Annotated in this window: 22 protein-coding genes and 1 riboswitch; of the genes, 18 read left to right on the forward strand and 4 right to left on the reverse strand. The window is 33.2% G+C overall.

Features of this window, described 5'->3' with window-relative positions:
- Positions 1–20 precede the first annotated feature (20 nt).
- The 7 genes from atpG to fabZ all read left to right on the forward strand — a co-directional run bounded on the left by atpG (position 21) and on the right by fabZ (position 5,209).
- Entirely contained in the window at positions 21–890 is an 870-nt protein-coding gene (gene atpG, locus LQ677_RS06805) for an ATP synthase F1 subunit gamma (RefSeq protein ID WP_037589780.1), read from the forward strand.
- Positions 891–908: 18 nt separating this feature from the next.
- Positions 909–2,324 carry a F0F1 ATP synthase subunit beta gene (atpD, locus tag LQ677_RS06810; protein WP_025904484.1) on the forward strand — a complete coding sequence of 472 codons (1,416 nt, stop codon included), beginning with the start codon at positions 909–911 and terminating at the stop codon, positions 2,322–2,324.
- Positions 2,325–2,346: 22 nt separating this feature from the next.
- Positions 2,347–2,751 (forward strand): F0F1 ATP synthase subunit epsilon, encoded by a 405-nt coding sequence (locus LQ677_RS06815; RefSeq protein ID WP_025904485.1) that lies wholly within the window; start codon positions 2,347–2,349, stop codon positions 2,749–2,751.
- A 58-nt stretch (positions 2,752–2,809) separates the two neighbouring features.
- A complete protein-coding gene (locus tag LQ677_RS06820; protein ID WP_025904486.1) occupies positions 2,810–3,040 on the forward strand; it encodes a DUF1146 family protein in 231 nt (76 codons plus the stop codon).
- 150 nt (positions 3,041–3,190) lie between these two features.
- Entirely contained in the window at positions 3,191–4,486 is a 1,296-nt protein-coding gene (gene murA, locus LQ677_RS06825; protein WP_204258966.1) for a UDP-N-acetylglucosamine 1-carboxyvinyltransferase, read from the forward strand.
- A gap of 1 nt (position 4,487) precedes the next feature.
- Positions 4,488–4,772 (forward strand): DNA-directed RNA polymerase subunit beta, encoded by a 285-nt coding sequence (locus LQ677_RS06830; protein ID WP_025904488.1) that lies wholly within the window; start codon positions 4,488–4,490, stop codon positions 4,770–4,772.
- The gene (gene fabZ, locus LQ677_RS06835) at positions 4,772–5,209 is read left to right on the forward strand and encodes a 3-hydroxyacyl-ACP dehydratase FabZ (protein ID WP_025904489.1); all 438 of its coding nucleotides are present in this window, start codon (positions 4,772–4,774) and stop codon (positions 5,207–5,209) included. Before LQ677_RS06830 ends, fabZ begins: the two co-directional genes overlap by 1 nt.
- A gap of 552 nt (positions 5,210–5,761) precedes the next feature.
- Here fabZ and LQ677_RS06840 read toward each other — a convergent pair.
- Positions 5,762–6,199: a YwpF-like family protein gene (locus LQ677_RS06840; RefSeq protein WP_025904490.1), complete on the reverse strand. Its 438-nt coding sequence runs from the start codon at positions 6,197–6,199 to the stop codon at positions 5,762–5,764.
- A 180-nt stretch (positions 6,200–6,379) separates the two neighbouring features.
- Between LQ677_RS06840 and LQ677_RS06845 the strand changes: the two genes are divergently transcribed.
- The 6 genes from LQ677_RS06845 (at position 6,380) to yidC (ending at position 11,663) form a co-directional block, all read left to right on the forward strand.
- Positions 6,380–6,940 carry a single-stranded DNA-binding protein gene (locus tag LQ677_RS06845; RefSeq protein WP_239748196.1) on the forward strand — a complete coding sequence of 187 codons (561 nt, stop codon included), beginning with the start codon at positions 6,380–6,382 and terminating at the stop codon, positions 6,938–6,940.
- 369 nt (positions 6,941–7,309) lie between these two features.
- Positions 7,310–8,152, forward strand: coding sequence for an aggregation-promoting factor C-terminal-like domain-containing protein (locus LQ677_RS14835; RefSeq protein ID WP_239748197.1), 843 nt, complete (start codon positions 7,310–7,312; stop codon positions 8,150–8,152).
- 125 nt (positions 8,153–8,277) lie between these two features.
- A riboswitch (TPP riboswitch) is annotated at positions 8,278–8,376 on the forward strand.
- A 97-nt stretch (positions 8,377–8,473) separates the two neighbouring features.
- A complete protein-coding gene (thiD, locus tag LQ677_RS06855) occupies positions 8,474–9,286 on the forward strand; it encodes a bifunctional hydroxymethylpyrimidine kinase/phosphomethylpyrimidine kinase (protein WP_204258969.1) in 813 nt (270 codons plus the stop codon).
- The gene (gene thiM, locus LQ677_RS06860) at positions 9,279–10,070 is read left to right on the forward strand and encodes a hydroxyethylthiazole kinase (RefSeq protein ID WP_191836448.1); all 792 of its coding nucleotides are present in this window, start codon (positions 9,279–9,281) and stop codon (positions 10,068–10,070) included. The genes thiD and thiM overlap by 8 nt, the downstream gene beginning before the upstream one ends.
- Positions 10,071–10,712, forward strand: a complete 642-nt coding sequence (thiE, locus tag LQ677_RS06865; RefSeq protein WP_239748198.1) for a thiamine phosphate synthase — start codon at positions 10,071–10,073, stop codon at positions 10,710–10,712.
- Positions 10,713–10,793: 81 nt separating this feature from the next.
- Positions 10,794–11,663: a membrane protein insertase YidC gene (yidC, locus tag LQ677_RS06870; protein ID WP_126477267.1), complete on the forward strand. Its 870-nt coding sequence runs from the start codon at positions 10,794–10,796 to the stop codon at positions 11,661–11,663.
- A gap of 28 nt (positions 11,664–11,691) precedes the next feature.
- Here the strand turns inward: yidC and LQ677_RS06875 are convergent, their stop codons facing one another.
- A complete protein-coding gene (locus tag LQ677_RS06875) occupies positions 11,692–12,357 on the reverse strand; it encodes an HD domain-containing protein (protein ID WP_239748199.1) in 666 nt (221 codons plus the stop codon).
- Between the two features lie 64 nt (positions 12,358–12,421).
- The gene (gene cls, locus LQ677_RS06880; protein WP_049320116.1) at positions 12,422–13,903 is read right to left on the reverse strand and encodes a cardiolipin synthase; all 1,482 of its coding nucleotides are present in this window, start codon (positions 13,901–13,903) and stop codon (positions 12,422–12,424) included.
- Positions 13,904–14,054: 151 nt separating this feature from the next.
- Here cls and LQ677_RS06885 point away from each other — a divergent pair, with 151 nt between their 5' ends.
- Both LQ677_RS06885 and LQ677_RS06890 read left to right on the forward strand, forming a co-directional pair.
- On the forward strand, positions 14,055–14,258 hold the full coding sequence (locus tag LQ677_RS06885; protein ID WP_025904499.1) for a copper ion binding protein: 204 nt from the start codon (positions 14,055–14,057) through the stop codon (positions 14,256–14,258).
- A gap of 141 nt (positions 14,259–14,399) precedes the next feature.
- Positions 14,400–14,534, forward strand: a complete 135-nt coding sequence (locus tag LQ677_RS06890) for an Lmo0850 family protein (RefSeq protein ID WP_224658879.1) — start codon at positions 14,400–14,402, stop codon at positions 14,532–14,534.
- A 61-nt stretch (positions 14,535–14,595) separates the two neighbouring features.
- Here the strand turns inward: LQ677_RS06890 and LQ677_RS06895 are convergent, their stop codons facing one another.
- Complete coding sequence (locus LQ677_RS06895) at positions 14,596–15,780, reverse strand: FtsW/RodA/SpoVE family cell cycle protein (RefSeq protein ID WP_239748200.1); 1,185 nt, start codon at positions 15,778–15,780, stop codon at positions 14,596–14,598.
- Positions 15,781–15,960: 180 nt separating this feature from the next.
- On the opposite strand from LQ677_RS06895, the gene LQ677_RS06900 reads away from it, so the two are divergent.
- The 3 genes from LQ677_RS06900 to LQ677_RS06910 are packed head-to-tail and all read left to right on the forward strand — an operon-like array spanning position 15,961 to position 19,072.
- Positions 15,961–17,034 (forward strand): D-alanine--D-alanine ligase, encoded by a 1,074-nt coding sequence (locus LQ677_RS06900; RefSeq protein WP_037589765.1) that lies wholly within the window; start codon positions 15,961–15,963, stop codon positions 17,032–17,034.
- A gap of 11 nt (positions 17,035–17,045) precedes the next feature.
- Entirely contained in the window at positions 17,046–18,395 is a 1,350-nt protein-coding gene (locus LQ677_RS06905) for a UDP-N-acetylmuramoyl-tripeptide--D-alanyl-D-alanine ligase (RefSeq protein WP_239748201.1), read from the forward strand.
- A complete protein-coding gene (locus LQ677_RS06910) occupies positions 18,392–19,072 on the forward strand; it encodes an alpha/beta hydrolase (RefSeq protein WP_239748202.1) in 681 nt (226 codons plus the stop codon). The genes LQ677_RS06905 and LQ677_RS06910 overlap by 4 nt, the downstream gene beginning before the upstream one ends.
- The last annotated feature ends 122 nt before the right edge of the window (positions 19,073–19,194 follow it).

Here is a 19,194-nt window from a genome sequence, read left to right on the forward strand (position 1 = left end):
AAATAAAAGGTGGTGAAATTGTGGCTTCACTAAGAGAAATCAAAGGTAGAATTACTTCTACTCAAAAGACTAGTCAAATTACAAAAGCAATGAATATGGTTTCAAACTCTAAATTGCGTAAAGCAGAAGAGAATACGAAAGCATTTCAACCATATATGGATAAGATTCAAGATGCTGTAACAGCTATTGCTTCTAAGAGTACAGATGTTAATCATCCAATGCTTAAAACAAGACCTGTAAAACGTTCTGGTTACTTAGTTGTTACTTGTGATAAAGGACTTGCAGGACCATATAGTGCTAACATTTTGAAAAATGTCGTTAACGATATTAAAGAAAAACATAACAACAATAGTGACGAATACGGCATTATTGTTGTCGGACGAGTAGGCCGAGACTTCTTCAAAGCTAGAGGATATAACATCATTGAAGAGTATGTAGGTTTACCTGACCAACCAACATTTAAAAATGTACAAGCCTTAACTGAGAAAGCTGTAGACTTGTTTAATGAAGAATTTTATGATGAGTTAACAATTTACTACAGTCATTTCGTGAGTGTGCTTGAACAACAAGTTAAATCTAAAAAAATCTTACCATTATCTGATGAAGATACTGGAAAAGGTTCTAGTATGATGGCTGGTTATGAATTTGAACCAGATAAAGAAACGATTTTAAAAGTTATCTTACCGCAATATGCAATTAGTTTAATTTATGGTGCATTATTAGATGGTAAAGCTAGTGAACATGCATCAAGAATGACAGCTATGAAGAATGCAACAGATAACGCTTCAGAATTAATTGATGAATTATCATTACAATATAACAGAGCTCGTCAAGCTGCAATTACTCAACAAATTACTGAGATTGTAGGCGGAGCAGCTGCACTCGAATAATGATTAGGAGGAATTTACATGGGATTAGGCCGAGTAACGCAAATTACAGGGCCAGTTATTGATGTACGCTTCCCACATGGTGAATTGCCAGAACTTAATAATGCTTTAACACTTAAAGTTGAACGTCCAGACGGATCAAGCTTTGACTTAGCATTAGAAGTTGCATTACACCTTGGTGATGATGTTGTACGTTCTATAGCAATGGCATCAACTGATGGTGTTAAACGTGGACAAGAAGTTACTGATACAGGAAGACCTATTTCAGTACCAGTTGGTGATGCTACATTAGGTCGTGTTTTCAATGTATTAGGCGAAAAAATTGATTTAGGTGAAGAAATTGATGAAAGCGTACGTCGCGATCCAATTCATCGTTTAGCACCTAAATTCGAAGATTTATCTACAAAAGTAGAAATTCTTGAAACTGGTATTAAAGTAGTAGACTTATTAGCACCTTATATCAAAGGTGGTAAAATCGGTCTATTCGGTGGTGCCGGAGTAGGTAAAACAGTACTTATTCAAGAATTAATCAATAACATCGCGCAAGAACATGGTGGTATTTCTGTATTCGCAGGTGTAGGTGAACGTACACGTGAAGGAAATGACTTATACTATGAAATGAGCGATTCAGGTGTTATTAAGAAAACAGCGATGGTATTCGGTCAAATGAACGAGCCACCTGGTGCACGTGCTAGAGTTGCACTTTCTGGTTTAACAATGGCAGAATACTTCCGTGATGAGCAAGGACAAGACGTATTATTGTTCATCGATAACATCTTCCGTTTTACACAAGCAGGTTCAGAGGTATCAGCATTATTAGGCCGTATGCCATCTGCCGTTGGTTACCAACCAACACTTGCTACTGAAATGGGACAATTACAAGAACGTATTACATCTACTAATAAAGGATCAGTTACATCTATCCAAGCAGTATTCGTACCTGCCGATGACTATACTGACCCAGCGCCAGCAACAGCTTTCGCTCACTTAGATGCTACTACTAACTTGGAACGTAAATTAACGGAAATGGGTATCTATCCAGCCGTTGACCCATTAGCTTCAACATCACGTGCTTTAACTCCAGAAATTGTTGGAGATGAACATTATGATGTTGCGCGTCGTGTACAACAAACGTTACAAAAATATAGAGAGTTACAAGATATCATTGCCATACTTGGTATGGATGAATTATCAGATGAAGATAAGAAAACAGTTGAACGTGCTCGTCGTATTCAATTCTTCTTATCTCAAAACTTCCATGTAGCTGAACAATTTACTGGTCAAAAAGGTTCATACGTACCAGTTAGTCAAACTGTACAAGATTTCAAAGCTATTCTAGAAGGACAATATGACCATATCCCAGAAGATGCTTTCCGTTTAGTCGGTGGTATTGAAGCAGTTCTTGAAAATGCTAAAAACATGGGTGTAGAGGTCTAATAATAATTAGGAGGAATGGAAAATGAATACATTTACCTTAGATGTTGTCACTCCTAATGGATCTGTTTACTCAGCAAAAGAAGTAGAACTTGTTGTTTTACATACTGAAACTGGTGAAATGGGTGTAATGGCTGGACATATTCCAACTGTTGCAGCTTTGAAAACAGGATACGTTAAAGTAAACAAAGCAAGTGGTACGGAGTATTTAGCTGTTTCCGAAGGATTTGTTGAAGTAAGAACTAATAAAGTTACAGTTCTAGTTCAAGCGGCTGAAACTGCCGATGAAATAGATAAAGACCGTGCGATTAATTCTAAAGAACGTGCTGAAGAACGATTGAAAATGAATCGTGATGAAGTAGACTTTAGACGTGCTGAACGTGCACTTCATCGTGCAATTAATCGAATTGAAGTGGCTAAATTTAGATAAAATATAAGGCTGAGACAGGTGATGTCTCAGCCTTATATTTTTAGAAGGAGTTGTTAATATGGAATATTATGGTCAATTAGGTATTATCGGACTTTTACTACATGTCATCTGTGTATGTTTAGCATTTTGGGCACTCCAAGGCGTACGATTAGAACAAATTTTTAAGAAAAATCATGTTGCTCAAGCTCAAACATTTATTATCATCTTATCTATCATATTAGGTACGGCTGTAAGTCGTTTTATTTTAGATATACTCCAATATTCGCTACAATTAAGATTGCTATTCTAATAATAAGAAAAAATTACATAAATATATGAAAAAAGAACAAAAAAGTAGTATAATATTTTGGTGATGTTTATGAATCAAGAAAAATGTGTATTAAATAAATATATACATTTGTAAAATAAATAAAAGTGAAGTTTTTTGGAGGATAATTATATGGATAAAATCGTCGTGAAAGGCGGAGCAAGTCTTAATGGCACAGTTGTAGTCGAAGGGGCAAAAAACGCAGTATTACCAATATTAACAGCTACACTTTTACCAAGTGTTGGTCAAAGTGTATTAACGAATGTACCTAAATTAAGTGATGTAGATACAATTAACACAGTACTTACGCATTTAAATGCAGATATAGAATATGATGCAGATCATAACACTGTAAAAATAGATGCATCAAATACATTAAAAATCGAAGCACCATATGAATACGTAAGTAAGATGAGAGCGAGTATTTTAGTTATGGGTCCTTTATTAGCAAGAGAAGGTCATGCTAGAGTTGCTTTACCTGGTGGTTGTGCAATTGGTTCAAGACCTATTGAACAACATTTAAAAGGATTCGAAGCTTTAGGTGCAGAAATTGAACTACATAACGGATTTATTGAAGCAACAACACCTAATGGCTTAAAAGGGGCTAAAATTTATTTAGATTTCCCAAGTGTAGGTGCTACTCAAAATATTATGATGGCAGCAGTCCTTGCAGAAGGAAAAACTGAAATTCAAAACGTTGCAAGAGAACCAGAAATTGTAGATTTAGCTAACTATTTAAATGAAATGGGTGCACAAGTACACGGTGCTGGCACAGATACAATTAGAATCACAGGTGTTAGTCAATTACACGGTGCAGAACATTCTATTATTCCAGATAGAATTGAAGCTGGTACATTTATGATTGCAGCAGCGATTACTAGAGGAAACGTTAATGTTATTGGAGCAATTAGAGAACATATGACTAGCTTAGTGTCTAAATTAGAAGAAGCTGGTGTTCAAATTACGGATATCGAAGATGGATTAAATGTTCAAGTACCTGGTGAAATTAAAGCAATTGATGTTAAAACAATGCCACATCCAGGATTCCCTACAGATATGCAATCTCAAATTATGGCTTTATTATTAACAGCTAATGGTACTAGTAAAGTAACTGAAACAGTATTTGAAAACAGATTTATGCATGTAGAAGAATTCAAACGTATGAATGCAGATATTTTCATTAATGGTAGAAGTGCAATGATTACAGGTAACAGTAAATTACAAGGTGCAGATGTAAAAGCTACAGATTTAAGAGCTGGTGCATCATTGATTCTTGCTGGACTTGTGTCTGACGGATATACAAACGTTACAGAACTTAAACATTTAGATAGAGGTTATGTTGATTTTCATGGTAAACTTAAAGCATTAGGTGCAGATGTTGAACGCATCAATGATAATGGCAAGTTAAACGATAAAGCGAGGGTTTAGTATGGCTGAAACACAATCATCAAGATCTGACGATAAAAAAAGAAAGTCAACTTATCAATCTATTAAAGAGAAACTTCAAAGAAATAGAGTAGAAACAATTCAAGGAGTGGAAGTAGAGCATCGTGTCATTCCATTATGGATTAAATTACTTATATTATTAGTATTAATGATTTTATTATTTATTGTTGGAACTATGATTGGATACGGTATACTTCATAATCCATTTGGGGTGTTTAATCCCGAAACTTGGCAACACATCTTTGATTTAACTGGAAGGAGCTCATAATGGAAACTATTTATGACTTTAACGAAATTAAAAAAATTATACCTCACCGTTACCCATTTTTATTATTAGATAGAATAGTAGAATTAGAAGACGGTAAACGTTGTGTAGGTATTAAACAAGTAGCAGGTAACGAACCATTTTTCCAAGGACATTTTCCTGATTATGCAGTAATGCCAGGCGTATTAATCGTAGAAGCATTAGCACAAACAGGTGCAGTTGCAATGTTACGCTTAGAAGAAAACCAAGGTAAACTAGCAATGTTTGCAGGAATTGATAAATGTCGATTCAAAAAACAAGTTACACCAGGTGACACTCTAAGACTTGAAGTAGAAATAAACAAAATAAAAGGTCCAATAGGAAAAGGAACAGCAAAAGCAACAGTAGATGGAGAAGTTGCATGTAGTTGTGAAATTAGCTTTGCTATTGTAGATCAATAAATAGAAAAGAGAAAACAGGCGACTGTTTTCTCTTTTTTTCTGCTTATAAATGGGATTTGATTTTGTTAGGGACAGAATTCCGAGAAATGTCTCTAAGAGGCGATGTTAGGGACAGAATTCGGAGAAATGTCCGTAAGAGGCGTTGTTAGGGACAGAATTCCGAGAAATGTCTCTAAGAGAGCGCCCACCTAACTACCAGAATTCGAAATAATGGAAGTTAGCGGATTCTAATTACCAGAATTCGAAATAATGGAAGTTAGCGGATTCTAATTACCAGAATTCAGAATAGTGGTAGTTACAGAGTTCTAATTACCAGAATTCGGAATAGTGGTAGTTACAACGTTCTAATTACCAGAATTCGAAATAATGGAAGTTAGCGGATTCTAATTACCAGAATTCGAAATAATGGAAGTTAGCGCATTCTAATTACCAGAATTCGAAATAATGGAAGTTAACGGATTCTAATTACCAGAATTCGGAATAATGGAAGTTACACACCCAAATACACACCTAACAAAAAATCTAGGACCACAAACTGTCCTAGATTTTTCTTTATATATTGCTTTTTTCGTCTTTTAATTTTGGTTTAGATTGCATCAATCTATTAAATGATGTTTTAAGCTCATCTCCTGATAAGCCTTCATCTATGAGTTGCTCTAATAATCGTTCTGCATATACTTGTCGTAATGTATAGATATGACATTCAAATACGACGGATATTTTATCTTCTAGTTGTTCTATGTATTTGATGGTTGCATCAAATAATGCTGGGTCGTTTGAAGGTCTTGTTATAACGACACGTGTATCTAGTAAGGTTTGGTTATCGTGATATTCTTTCATTTGTTCGTAATGGATATCTGAAATTAAGATCTCTAATAGCCATCCTGTACCACTATTTTCTTTATTTATAATGATACCATCTAATAATTCATACTCTGTAATCTGTTCATCATCTACAATTTGAAAGCGTACGGCTTTAAATGTTTTCATAAACATCCCCCTTATCGTTAAATCTACGAATGTTTAACTTTGTTATCTATTATAAAGCACTTTTGCATGAAATAACAATAATCATAAAATAAAGTGAAGAATAGGTGTTTATTTTATGATTTATCGGACTTTGACTGAAAAAATTGACTCATTATATTATAAGTATAAGGAGGTGAGAATATGTTAAATAAATCTGTATTAGTTGGACGTTTAACTAAGGACCCTGCATATTATAAGAAAGGCGAAATTATCATTTCTACATTTTGTTTAGCTGTTGAACGTGGATATAAGACTAAAGATGGCACGATTGCTGTTGATTTTATTGTATGTAAAGCATTTGGTAAACTTGCACATAATATTCATGAATATACTAAGAAGGGACAGCTTGTTGCATTAACTGGGCAAATTCAATCAAGAGCATATGTTAAAGATGATAAGAAACACTATATAACAGAAATTATATGTGAAACGATTAAATTCTTAAATATGCCTGCATCAAGTAAATCAACGATCCCTCAAACGAAAGAGGAAATGAGTGAATTAATTAGTGAAAGTTATGCTAGTGACCTTTCATCAAAAGTAGCAAAAGAAAAATTACGAGCTGAAGCATTAGCTAAAGAAAATGGTGAAAATAACTTAGATGAAAAGTTATATAGCGAATATCATAATGTCGTTGACGTTATTAAAGAAACTGAACAACAAACTCCTGATGCTGATGCATCAAAAGTAACAACCTCGTAGCATTAAACTTCAATAAAAACTGTTTATAGAAATACTTCCGAAAATAAATATTCTTGATTCTAAATTCCGAAACTTGCTGTCTTGCTGTAGGGCAGCAAGTATACATAATTACACGTAATTGTTTAAAAAATTACATGAATATGACAAATTGTCTGATAATTAATTTTGTTCAATCTTTATAAATCCCTTTGTTTAGGTATTTTAATGATTAATATTCAAAATATTGTCTGAAAATTAACGTAATCTAACTGTAATATTAGCTGTAATTTTTTCATATAGCTGTAACCTATGACATAAAAATAAGTGGTATAGTTTAAACAGTAAAAATCATATAAAAAGTGAAAACCTTACAGGAGGAAACATTCAATCATGAAAAAATTATTAGCAGTTTCAACTGCGGCAGTTGCAGTTACTACAGGGGTAACAGCTACAGCCGATGCAGCAACACATACAGTAAAATCTGGTGATACTTTAGGTAGTATTTCACAACAATATGGTACTTCAGTAAGTGCTATTAAAGCAGAAAATGGTTTAAAATCTAACTTAATCTTCCCTAACCAAGTAATCAAGGTTAACGAGAAAAGTTCAGAATCAACTACAGAATACACTGTAGTAGCAGGAGATACTTTAGGTAAAATCGCAGCTAAATACGATGTAACTGTATCTCAATTAAAAGCATGGAACAACTTATCTTCAGATCTAATCATTGTTGGACAAACTTTATCATTACAAGCTCCAGCTCAATCAGCTGAGCCAGCTAAAGCGCCTGTAGCACAACAAGCGCCAGTTCAACAAACTCAAGAACAAGTTGCAGCTCCAGCTCAACAACAAAGCTACCAAGCGCCTGTTCAATCTTACCAAGCGCCAGCACAACAAACATATAAAGCACCAGCTCAACAATCATACCAAGCTCCAGCTCAAAAAGTTAGAACTACTCAAACTTCAACAGCTAGCACTGGTGGATCAGTAAAAGCTCAATTCTTAGCTGCTGGTGGTACTGAAGCTATGTGGAATACAATTGTTTTACCTGAATCAAGTGGTAATCCAAATGCAGTTAATGAATTAGGCTACCGTGGTCTTGGACAAACTAAAGAAGCATGGGGTCGAGGAACTGTTGAACAACAAACTAAAGGTATGATTAATTATGCTAAAAGTCGTTATGGTTCAATTGATAATGCAGTAGCATTCCGTTCTTCAAACACATACTGGTAAGCCATACACTTTAATCTAAAGTGGTTATAAATTAATTTATCCAATCGCCTAGGAAATATCCTAGGCGATTTTTTAATTTGACCACAATACGTCTATTTGATAATCTTAAATAAACTGAATATATGAGTGACTGCTAGGGGCGCCATTTGGCTGAGATGAATTAATTCAGTCCCTTAACACCTGATTTGGATAATGCCAACGTAGGAAAGTGGTCGATGAACGTTTTTACAACTATTAATTGACCTCTTTCTTATGAAAGAGGTCATTTTTTATGAAGTTATCAATAATAGAATTATAAATATAAATTTGAGGTGGATTACAATGAAAAAACCGAATATAGCATTAACGATTGCTGGAACGGACCCAAGTGGTGGAGCGGGTATTATGGCAGATTTGAAATCATTTCATGCATCGGGCGTTTATGGAATGGCAGTTGCTACTAGTATCGTTTCTCAAAACAGTCTAGGTGTACAAGACGTTTACCATTTACCTGTTGATGTTATTGAAAGCCAATTAAGAAGTGTCTTTGATGATGAAGTGCCACATGCTATCAAAACAGGTATGATTGCATCAGAAGAAATGATGCAAACGATTAAACCATTTATTGAACAATCTGGTAAACCGTATGTTATTGACCCAGTCATGGTTGCTAAAAGTGGTGATGCGCTAATGGATGATGAAGGGAAAGGGAAACTTAAAGAAATATTATTACCCTTAGCTACAGTCGTTACACCTAATATTCCAGAAGCAGAAGATATTACTGGATTTAAGATTCAAACTGAAGAAGAAATTAAAAAAGCTGGTGCATTTTTCTTAAATGAAATTGGATCTAAAGGTGTCGTTATAAAAGGTGGCCATCTGGAAGGTGATGCAATCGACTATTTATTTACTGAAAATGGCGTGAAAAGTTGGAAAAGTGAAAGATTCAATACGAAGCATACACATGGAACAGGTTGTACATTTAGTGCAGTAATAACAGCAGAATTAGCTAAAGGTCATACAATTGAAGAAGCGGTAGAAGTAGCTAAAAGATTTATTACGTTAGCTATTCAATATACACCTGAAATAGGCAAAGGTAGAGGTCCAGTAAACCACTTTGCATACCAAAAGATAGAGGGATTAGATTATGAGTAAATTAACAAATATTAGAGAAAATAGTCCATTAATCGTATGTTATACAAATGATGTCGTTAAAAACTTTACAGCAAATGGTTTAATTTCATTAGGCGCAAGTCCAGCAATGAGTGAAGAACCTGAAGAAGCAGAAGAATTTTCAAAAGCAGCAGGCGCTTTTCTTCTTAACATAGGTACGATTACGACTGATAAAGCATATGATATGAAGCAATATGCTGAAATTATGCATAGAAATGGTGTTCCAGTAGTTCTAGATCCAGTTGCTGTTGGTGCATCACAATTAAGAAAGACTTTTTGTACGACATTATTAAATGATGAAGTAGTTGATGTTATAAGAGGCAATGCATCAGAAATATTAGCGCTTATAGAAGAAGATACAATTATGAAAGGTACAGATAGTGATGATACGCTTGATGCTGTTAAAATTGCAAAAAAAGCACATCAACAATTAAAGCTACCGATTATCATAACTGGTAAAGTCGATGTCATTGCATGTCATAATAAAATCATCGAATTGCACAATGGTAGTGAGATGTTAACGAAAGTAACTGGTGGAGGTTGTTTATTAGGTGGGGTAATAGCTGCATTCTTATCTCATGAAAATACCATCACAATAGACTTATTAGAAGAAGCGTTATCAACATATAATATTGCAAGTGAGTTGGCATATCAACAACCTGGGGCACATTTACCAGGTACATTTCAAATTTCGTTTATAGATCAACTGAATGTTATAACGGAAGACATCGTTAAAGAGAAAAAGATTGTGAAAGAAGTGAACTAAATGTTTGATCCAAAAACGTTAAAAGTATATTTTATAGCAGGCAGTCAAGATATTGCTGATGGTAATCTTATAAGAGTTGTTGAAGAAGCTTTAAAAGCAGGCATCACGATGTTTCAATTTCGTGAAAAAGGTGAGACGAGTAAGAAAGGGGCAGAAAAAGAAGCCCTTGTGCAATCATTATTTGAGCTTTGCAAGCAATATCAAGTTCCATTTATCGTCAATGATGATGTAGATTTAGCAATTAAATTAAATGCTGATGGCATACACGTCGGTCAAGATGACCGAAACGTAGCTGATTTTAAAGATAAGTTTAAAGATAAAATCATTGGCTTAAGTGTTGCAAATAAAATGGAATATGATCAATCTGATATATCCGACGTGGATTATATTGGAACCGGACCTATACATTCTACAAATTCTAAAGCTGATGCAGGAGAAGAAGGTGGGTATCAACAGATTGAAAATATGAGAAAAATCAATCAAGATATTCCTATCGTTGCAATCGGCGGCATTACTGAAGTTGATGTACAACCACTTATTAAAGCTGGCGCAAATGGTGTAAGTGTTATCTCTGCTATAGCGAAAAGTCAAAATATTGAACAAACTGTGAAGGGCTTTCATAAACAGTATAAAAATATTTGATAAAATTAATATATTGATTTATGTTGTCGCTATTCTATGATAGAATGAGTTTTATGTGAGTATATCAATAGAGGTGGAAAAATGAAGAAAAAAGCTTTATGGCCATTATTATTTGGTGTAATGGTTGTGCTAGCTGGTTGTGATTATTCTAAACCTGAGAATAGGGATGGATTCTTTTATAATACATTCGTAAAACCGATGGATAGTGTTATTCATTGGCTTGGTACAAATTTGAATCACGATTATGGTCTAGCTATTATCGTTATAACATTAATTGTGCGTTTTGCGTTATTCCCATTTATGATGAAGACGTATAAGAATCAAAAGTTAATGCGTGAAAAAATGAAACTTGCTAAACCTGAAATGGAAGCAATTCAAGAAAAAGTTAAACGTGCTCGTACTCAAGAAGAAAAAATGGCAGCCAATCAAGAAATGATGGCATTATACAAAAAACATGGTATTAATCCAATGAACATGGGTTGTTTACCAATCGTTATACAAATGCCAATTGTCATGGGATTATTCTATGTATTAAAATATCCTACTGAAGGCGGAATTACAGAATATCCGAATTTCTTATGGTTTAATTTAACTGAACCTGATTTAATTATTACGGTCATTGCAGGTATCATTTATGCATTACAAGCATTTGTTTCTATGAAGTATGCGAATGTTCCAGATGAACAGAAAAATATGATGAGAATGATGATGTTTATTTCTCCAATTATGATTATTTGGATGTCATACATTTCAGCATCTGCATTAGGTTTATACTGGGCAGTCGGTGGTGCATTCTTAGTTGTTCAAACATGGTTAGGTAATGTCTTCTATAACAACAAAGTTGAAGAAGAAATGAAACCAATCATTGAAGCACATGAAAGAAATCAACAAGAAGCTAACAAAGAGAAGAAACCAGCTAAACTCGTATCTAATAAGAAGAAAAAGAAATAAAAGCAAAAAAACAAACTAATCATCGTGATTAGTTTGTTTTTTTAATTATATTCCATTCTTGATAAAATTGTTCTAAAAAGTTTTCCATAAATAGGTGGCGTTCTTCAGCAATTTGTTTGCCGCGTTTAGTATTCATTAAATCTTTTAATAGTAATAATTTCTCGTAAAAATGATTGATTGCTGTATTCGGTTCATCATGATATTGACCTTCTTGTAGGTCATTTAAATTACGCGGTTGTTGAGAGGAGATATGCATAGGTTCTTTAAAATGACCGGCATATTGAAATGTTCTAGCTATTCCTATCGCGCCAATCGCATCTATACGGTCTGCATCTTGGACGATCTTTCCTGCTAAGCTTGTAAGTTTACCTTCATTTTTACCACCGTTATAACTAACATACTTTAGAATATGGATAATCTCTGTTTGAATCGCTTCACTTAGCTCCATGTCATTCATCCATTGATAAAGTTGTTGCCACGCTGTATCGGCATCTTTAAATAATTTCTTATCAACAGCATCGTGTAGTAAACTTGCTAATTCAACTACGAATAAATCCACGTCCTCAAACTGTGCAATATCTAGAGCATGATGTCTTACTCTTAGAATATGCTCAAAGTCATGACCTGTCGTATCGTTTTGATGTAATGTTCTAACATATGATTCTGCTTCTTTAATAATCTGTTCTTTATTCATATCTTTCTCCTTAAAAAAACAGGTAGAAAAGTTTAAACAATCATCTCTTCTACCTGTTTAGAATTTATAGTAAAGGTGATAGTAAGCGTGCTATACCTTCTTTTAATTTAATCCACGTGCTTCTATTTTCATATCTTTCAACTGTTAATAATGATGAATGCGTCATATCATTCTCATAAGCTAATCGTGAATTCTTTGCGATTTCTTCGTCGTAAATAAAGGCATTAACTTCGAAGTTTAATACAAAGCTTCTATTATCCATGTTTGCTGTACCAATACTTACAACTTCATCATCTATGGCTACCATCTTCGTGTGTATAAAGCCTTTTTCGTATATATGAACTTTAACGCCTGCTTTAATTAATTCACCGACATTGGCAAATGTTGCCCAATAAACAAATGGGTGATCAGGTTTATTAGGAATCATCACATTAACATCTACGCCTGATAGGGCAGCAATCTTAATCGCATCTAAAAATGATAAATCTGGAATGAAATATGGTGTTTGAATGTAAATATGCTTTTTAGCTTCAGATATCATTTTTAAATAACCATATTTGATTTGTTCCCATTCTTCATCGGGACCACTTGATGCAATTTGAATACCAACTTTACCGCCAGACTCAACATCAGGGAAGTATTTAGATTCATAGCGCATCTTGTCACGTGTAGATTGTGAGTTCCAGTCCAACATAAACCTAAGCTGTAATGCATTGACTGAGTCGCCTTCTAATCTTAAGTGCGTGTCTCGCCAATAACCAAATTTTTTATCTAAACCTAAATATTCATCTCCGACATTAAAGCCACCTACGTAACCAACTTTTCCATCAATCACAACAATCTTTCTATGGTTACGGTTATTCATTCTAAAGTTAATGAGTGGGAGTTTAGAAGGGAAGAAACTTGCAACTTCTCCACCTTGAGCTCTAAATTTCTTGAATGAAGATAAATTTAATTTACGGGAACCCATGTCGTCATATAACATTTTAACTTCTAGACCTTCTTGAAGTTTCTTTTCAAGTTCAAATAAGATCTTTTTACCTAAGTTATCCTTCTTAAAGATATAATATTGAATATGGATATATGACTCAGCTTTTCTAATATCTTCAATAAGTGCATCGAATTTATCATGTCCATCTGTAAACATTTCAACTTTGTTATCAGTTGTTAAGAAGGCTGAGTTATTGTAAAGCAACATATGAATCAGATGCTTATAATTAGAAATTTCAGGCTTATCAATTTCGAAATTATTTTCATCAATTGCTTTAATTTGTTCATTTATGATGTGCTCAAGACCTATTTTATCTTGTTCATCTAAGTTGAAAATACTCTTTCTTTGAATTTGTCTCCCAAATAGTAGGTAAAGTATAAATCCTAATATCGGAACAAATAAAAGCACTAGCAACCATGCCCAAATCGCACCAGCTTCTCTTGGTTCTAAGAAAATGATAATAAATCCAAACACAACATTCAGAATAAATGCTGTAATAAGTAGCACTGATACTATGATGGAAAAATCAAATGAAAAATATGAGAAATAGTTCATACCAATGCCTCCGTTTCTTTATCTTAAACTAGTATAATACATTTAAATTAAAATTGAAAAGGTTGTATTTGACCGTTCTAAAACATATGCATATAATGATTATGAAATGGCATCAATTAAAATATCATTTAAATATATAGGAGTGTTATAAATGAAAGAACAAATCATTAATGTTGAAGGTATGTCTTGTGGACATTGTAAACAAGCAGTTGAGGAATCAGTAGGTCAATTAATCGGTGTTAAAGAAGTTGTCGCTAGTCCAGATGATAATCAAGTACGTGTCGTATACGAAGATCCTGCAAGTATCGATAATATTGAAAATGCTATTTTCGATGCTGGATATGAAGTTGTTTAAGTTATCATTCATATAATTATTATAAAAAAATAACAAATTAAACAAAAAAATAACAATATAGGCCGAATGAACTATAGTCAAACTACTTAATTTAGAGTAGAATGAACTTAAGGTAATTAAATTGAATAAGAGGTGGTACCCATGAATCAACCTAAGTCAAAGGTAAAGAATGTGGTCAAACTTTTATCATCATTAGGCGTAAACATAACAGAAACTAAGTCACGAATAGAAATAATGCGTAGTTTGCCGAATGTCGCAACTAACAAGTTGAAATAAATTGGTAAACTAAAAAACCGCGTCCTCAAATTGAGGATGCGGTTTTTTATATGTCGGCTTTTTAGTCGGATTCAGTAAATTTCTCTTTTTCGTGGTAATAGATAGATAGTAATATACCGACACCTGCCATTAATGACCATAACGCTGATCCACCATAACTTATAAATGGTAATGGGATACCTGTGATAGGTAGTAATTGAATGGTCATACCGATATTTTGTACAACGTGGAATAGTACGAATGATAAGTATCCGATTATAAATACAACATTAAAAGGATGACGTGTCGTAGTAGCCATTCTAATTAAGTGAATGAATAACGCTAAGAAAATAATCAGTACAGCCATCGTTCCAATAAATCCAAATTCTTCACCAATGATTGAAAAAATAAAGTCAGTATGATTCTCAGGAATATAAACTTCACCGTTATTTAAACCTTTACCAAATATTTGACCAGAACCAATGGCTTTTAAGGATTCTGTTAAATGGTATCCGTCACCTGAGCTGTATGCATACGGATCTAGCCAAGAATTAATACGTCCTAATTGATACGTCTTAATACCTGAAACTTTCTCAATCACACTTGGTTTAAAAATCATTAATAAAATGATACTTGATCCAATTCCAAATAAAGCGATGAATGCTGGTGCGAGTATTCTCCATGTCACGCCAGAAACAACAACGATACCAAGAATGATCGCAATTAATACAAGTGTTGTTCCTAAATCATTTTGCAAAAGTATTAATAACATTGGTACTAAAGAAGTTAAACCAATTTTTAGTAATAAATTAAAGTCTCTTGATAATGATTTGTTGTAAGTAAATCTATTATGTTGATAGATAACGTTAGCTAGCGCAATAATTAAAATGATTTTCATAAACTCAGATGGTTGGATACTGATAGGTCCTAGTCTATACCAACTTTTAGCACCATTAATAATAGGTGTAAAGCTAGATTCAGGCAGGATTAATAGTCCAACTAATGATAAGTTTCCAATTATGTATATAATCCAAACATATTTTCTTAGTGTCTTTGGAGATATGAACATTAAGGCAATGGCTAAAATAAAACCAAGTACATAGTATAAGACTTGTTTAAGTAAAAAGTTTGTTTCATATTGTCCGCCAGACATTGCAGAATTGATTATTAAACAACTCGTTCCAAATAAGATAAGAATAATCGTAATTAATCGCCAATCTATTCTTTCTAGAAACGATTTATTTAATGTACGAGTAGAAGTTTCCATTAAAAGACTCCTTTAATTAACACTAAATTTCATAATTTTCATTATAACTTGATTGTACATAAAGTGATACATTTTTGCTATTCAGAAAAGCGTTATTTTTAAAATAGTCATGTTGATACGTGCAACAATAGCTAAAAACATGATAAAATATAGGCTAATAATCTACTTGGAGGCTTATATATGTCTAAAAAAAATATTTGCATTATATATGGTGGGAAAAGTGCAGAGCACGATGTATCAATTTTAACGGCTCAAAATGTGATCAATGCAGTTGATCTATCTAAATACATAATTGATATCATTTATATTACAAATGATGGGGATTGGATTAAAAGCGACCAATCTATCGATGGAAAAGTCGAAGATATTGAACAATTAAAATTATCAAGTGAATCATTAACACCAATATCTAAATTATTAGAAGCGAGTAATGATGGCAACGCATATAGCGCAGTATTTCCATTATTACACGGTCCAAACGGTGAAGACGGTACAATTCAAGGTTTATTTGAAGTATTGGATATTCCTTATGTTGGTAATGGTGTGCTTGCAGCATCAAGTTCAATGGATAAATTAGTGATGAAACATTTATTCGCTCACAGAGGATTACCTCAATTACCATATGTAAGTTTCTTAAAAAGTGAATACGAGAAATATGAACATAATATAGTGGAGCTTATTCAAAATAAACTTGAATATCCTGTATTCGTTAAACCTGCAAATTTAGGATCAAGTGTTGGTATTAGTAAATGTACGAATAAAGAAGAATTAATTTCTGGTATTGAAGAAGCATTTCAATTTGACCGTAAACTTGTGATCGAACAAGGTGTTGATGCTAGAGAAATTGAAGTAGCCGTATTAGGTAATGATTACCCAGAAACAACTTTACCTGGTGAAGTTATTAAAGATGTACAATTTTATGATTATAAATCTAAATATAAAGATGGCAAAGTTAAACTTCAAATACCTGCTGATGTAGATGAAGAAACAGCAACAACTTTAAGAAATATGGCTATTGAAGCTTTTAAAGCAACAGATTGTTCTGGATTGGTAAGAGCAGACTTCTTCTTAACAGAAGATAATACAATTTATATTAACGAAACAAATGCAATGCCAGGATTTACACAATACAGCATGTATCCATTATTATGGGAGAACATGAACTTAAGCTATACAGAGCTTATAACTAAGTTAATTGAACTTGCTATTGAACGATACGATAACAAGAAGAATATCAAATATAAAATTGACTGAGGGTAAATAGAATGAATATTAATTTACGTAAAATTAAAGAATGGGTTGATTGTGACATTCAAGACGAATATCTTGATGTCGTTGTTCAAGGTACATGCATAGACTCAAGAAAAATTGCTAAATCAAATTTGTTTATACCATTTAAAGGTGAAAATGTAGATGGTCATAAATTTGTACGTCAAACACTTGACGATGGTGCAGGTGCATCATTTTGGCAAAAAGACGTACCAAATCCGCCAGAAGGACCTATTATTTTTGTTGATGACACTTTAGCAGCATTACAAAGTTTAGCTAAAGCATATTTGAAATATGTAAATCCTAAAGTTGTCGCAATTACAGGTTCAAATGGTAAAACAACAACTAAAGATATGGTTGAATGTGTGTTGAATAAATCATTTAAAGTTAAGAAGACACAAGGAAATTATAATAATGAGATTGGTTGTCCATTGACGATACTAGACTTAGATGAAGATACTGAAGTATCCATTCTAGAAATGGGTATGAGTGGATTTGGTGAAATTAGTGAATTAACACATTTAGCTGAACCTGATGTTGCCATTATCACGAACATTGGTGAGTCTCATATGCAAGATTTAGGTTCTAGAGAAGGTATTGCAAAAGCCAAATTTGAAATTACAGAAGGTCTTAAAGATAAAGGACTATTCATATACGATGGTGATGAGCCATTACTTAAACCTTTCGTATCTGAAATGAAACATGACAAACTATCTGTAGGGGTAGCGAATGATAATGATGTGATTATTAAAACGAATCAATCATCAAGTCATGGCATCAATTTTCAATTGAATAATAGTCATTTCATTTATCATTTAAATATATTAGGAGAACACAATGTTAAAAATGCCACATATGCAATTCAAGTGGCTAAACATTTAGGTGTAACGGAAGATGTTATTCAAAGTTCTCTAGATGATCTTGTATTAACGGATATGCGCATGCAAAGAATTGAAACTGAACAATATGGTTTACTCATTAATGATGCCTATAATGCAAGTCCAACAAGTATGAAAGCAGCAATTGATACACTGCATAATATGGAACAAACGGATAAGACACTTATTCTTGCGGATGTATTAGAGCTAGGCGAAATGAGTCAAGAAATGCATGAGCAAGTTGGCTATTATTTAGAACTTAAAGCTATACAAACGTTAATCACATATGGTGAAGAAGCGGCTCATATATCAAATATTGCGAAAGCATATATACCTGAAACTTATCACTTTGAGCATAAAGAGGAAATCACAGACTATTTAAAAAATCAATTAAATGAAGACTCTATCACTTTGTTTAAAGGTTCTAGAGGTATGTCACTCGAAACGATTATTAACGCGCTTACATGAAAGTAGGTATCTTGTTTTTACATGGTTATACAGGTGGTCGTTATGAGTTATTACCATTAATTGAATATTTGAGTAGTCGCTATGATTTTATGCTTGAAGCGCCGGAATACCCAGGACATGGCTTAAATTTATTGATTAAAGATACAAATGAAGATATGTGGTTTGAGCGAGCGAAACAATCATATGAAATATTAAGAAAGAAAGCAGATAAAGTCATTGTTATAGGATTTTCAATGGGTGGCATTATTGCAGGTTTATTAACTAAAATTAAACAACCTGATCAATTAGTGTTAATTGCACCAGCTTTTGAAAATATCAATATACAATACTTGGTTAAGTCTCCATATGCATTTATCAATAATATGAGATATGCAGATTTGAAGATTCTTGATTTTATGGTGAGACGTACAATCAAAATAAACTATAAATCATTTGTGGCATTTAAAAAATTACAGCAAAGTGCGCTATATGTTCCAGAACAAATAGTGGCGAAAACGTTGATCATACATGGCACAATAGATGGTCTCGTTCCAATTGAGAAATCGAGAAATTTAGTGAAGAGAATAAAGCATGCACGTCTAGTTGAAATTGATAAAGGACCACATGAAATATGTTTATCAAAAGTAAATTATAAAGTTTTTTATGAAGTTGAAAAATTTATATTTAAAAATAAATAAAGAAGTGAAACTGTACTAAATCCCTTTTTAGTGCAGTTTTATTATGTTTTTGTTTATGAAAATTAAATGTAAACGACGATTTAATCGCATTGCGCTATTGGTAAAAGGGTGGTAGTATATAG

This window comes from Mammaliicoccus sp. Q-M61 (assembly GCF_022386055.1).
Taxonomy (GTDB): Bacteria; Bacillota; Bacilli; order Staphylococcales; family Staphylococcaceae; genus Mammaliicoccus; species Mammaliicoccus sciuri_A.

Bases quoted from the DNA above. Each gene is read 5' to 3' on its own strand.
- atpD (WP_025904484.1), top strand. From the start codon at position 909: ATGGGATTAGGCCGAGTAACGCAAATTACAGGGCCAGTTATTGATGTA.
- LQ677_RS06840 (WP_025904490.1), bottom strand. From the start codon at position 6,199: ATGAAAACATTTAAAGCCGTACGCTTTCAAATTGTAGATGATGAACAG.
- LQ677_RS06890 (WP_224658879.1), top strand. From the start codon at position 14,400: ATGAATCAACCTAAGTCAAAGGTAAAGAATGTGGTCAAACTTTTATCA.
- thiM (WP_191836448.1), top strand. From the start codon at position 9,279: ATGAGTAAATTAACAAATATTAGAGAAAATAGTCCATTAATCGTATGT.
- fabZ (WP_025904489.1), top strand. From the start codon at position 4,772: ATGGAAACTATTTATGACTTTAACGAAATTAAAAAAATTATACCTCAC.
- LQ677_RS06910 (WP_239748202.1), top strand. From the start codon at position 18,392: ATGAAAGTAGGTATCTTGTTTTTACATGGTTATACAGGTGGTCGTTAT.
- yidC (WP_126477267.1), top strand. From the start codon at position 10,794: ATGAAGAAAAAAGCTTTATGGCCATTATTATTTGGTGTAATGGTTGTG.
- LQ677_RS06905 (WP_239748201.1), top strand. From the start codon at position 17,046: ATGAATATTAATTTACGTAAAATTAAAGAATGGGTTGATTGTGACATT.
- LQ677_RS06885 (WP_025904499.1), top strand. From the start codon at position 14,055: ATGAAAGAACAAATCATTAATGTTGAAGGTATGTCTTGTGGACATTGT.
- murA (WP_204258966.1), top strand. From the start codon at position 3,191: ATGGATAAAATCGTCGTGAAAGGCGGAGCAAGTCTTAATGGCACAGTT.
- LQ677_RS06820 (WP_025904486.1), top strand. From the start codon at position 2,810: ATGGAATATTATGGTCAATTAGGTATTATCGGACTTTTACTACATGTC.
- LQ677_RS06815 (WP_025904485.1), top strand. From the start codon at position 2,347: ATGAATACATTTACCTTAGATGTTGTCACTCCTAATGGATCTGTTTAC.
- LQ677_RS06895 (WP_239748200.1), bottom strand. From the start codon at position 15,780: ATGGAAACTTCTACTCGTACATTAAATAAATCGTTTCTAGAAAGAATA.
- LQ677_RS06845 (WP_239748196.1), top strand. From the start codon at position 6,380: ATGTTAAATAAATCTGTATTAGTTGGACGTTTAACTAAGGACCCTGCA.
- LQ677_RS06875 (WP_239748199.1), bottom strand. From the start codon at position 12,357: ATGAATAAAGAACAGATTATTAAAGAAGCAGAATCATATGTTAGAACA.
- thiE (WP_239748198.1), top strand. From the start codon at position 10,071: ATGTTTGATCCAAAAACGTTAAAAGTATATTTTATAGCAGGCAGTCAA.
- cls (WP_049320116.1), bottom strand. From the start codon at position 13,903: ATGAACTATTTCTCATATTTTTCATTTGATTTTTCCATCATAGTATCA.
- LQ677_RS06830 (WP_025904488.1), top strand. From the start codon at position 4,488: ATGGCTGAAACACAATCATCAAGATCTGACGATAAAAAAAGAAAGTCA.
- LQ677_RS06900 (WP_037589765.1), top strand. From the start codon at position 15,961: ATGTCTAAAAAAAATATTTGCATTATATATGGTGGGAAAAGTGCAGAG.
- LQ677_RS14835 (WP_239748197.1), top strand. From the start codon at position 7,310: ATGAAAAAATTATTAGCAGTTTCAACTGCGGCAGTTGCAGTTACTACA.
- thiD (WP_204258969.1), top strand. From the start codon at position 8,474: ATGAAAAAACCGAATATAGCATTAACGATTGCTGGAACGGACCCAAGT.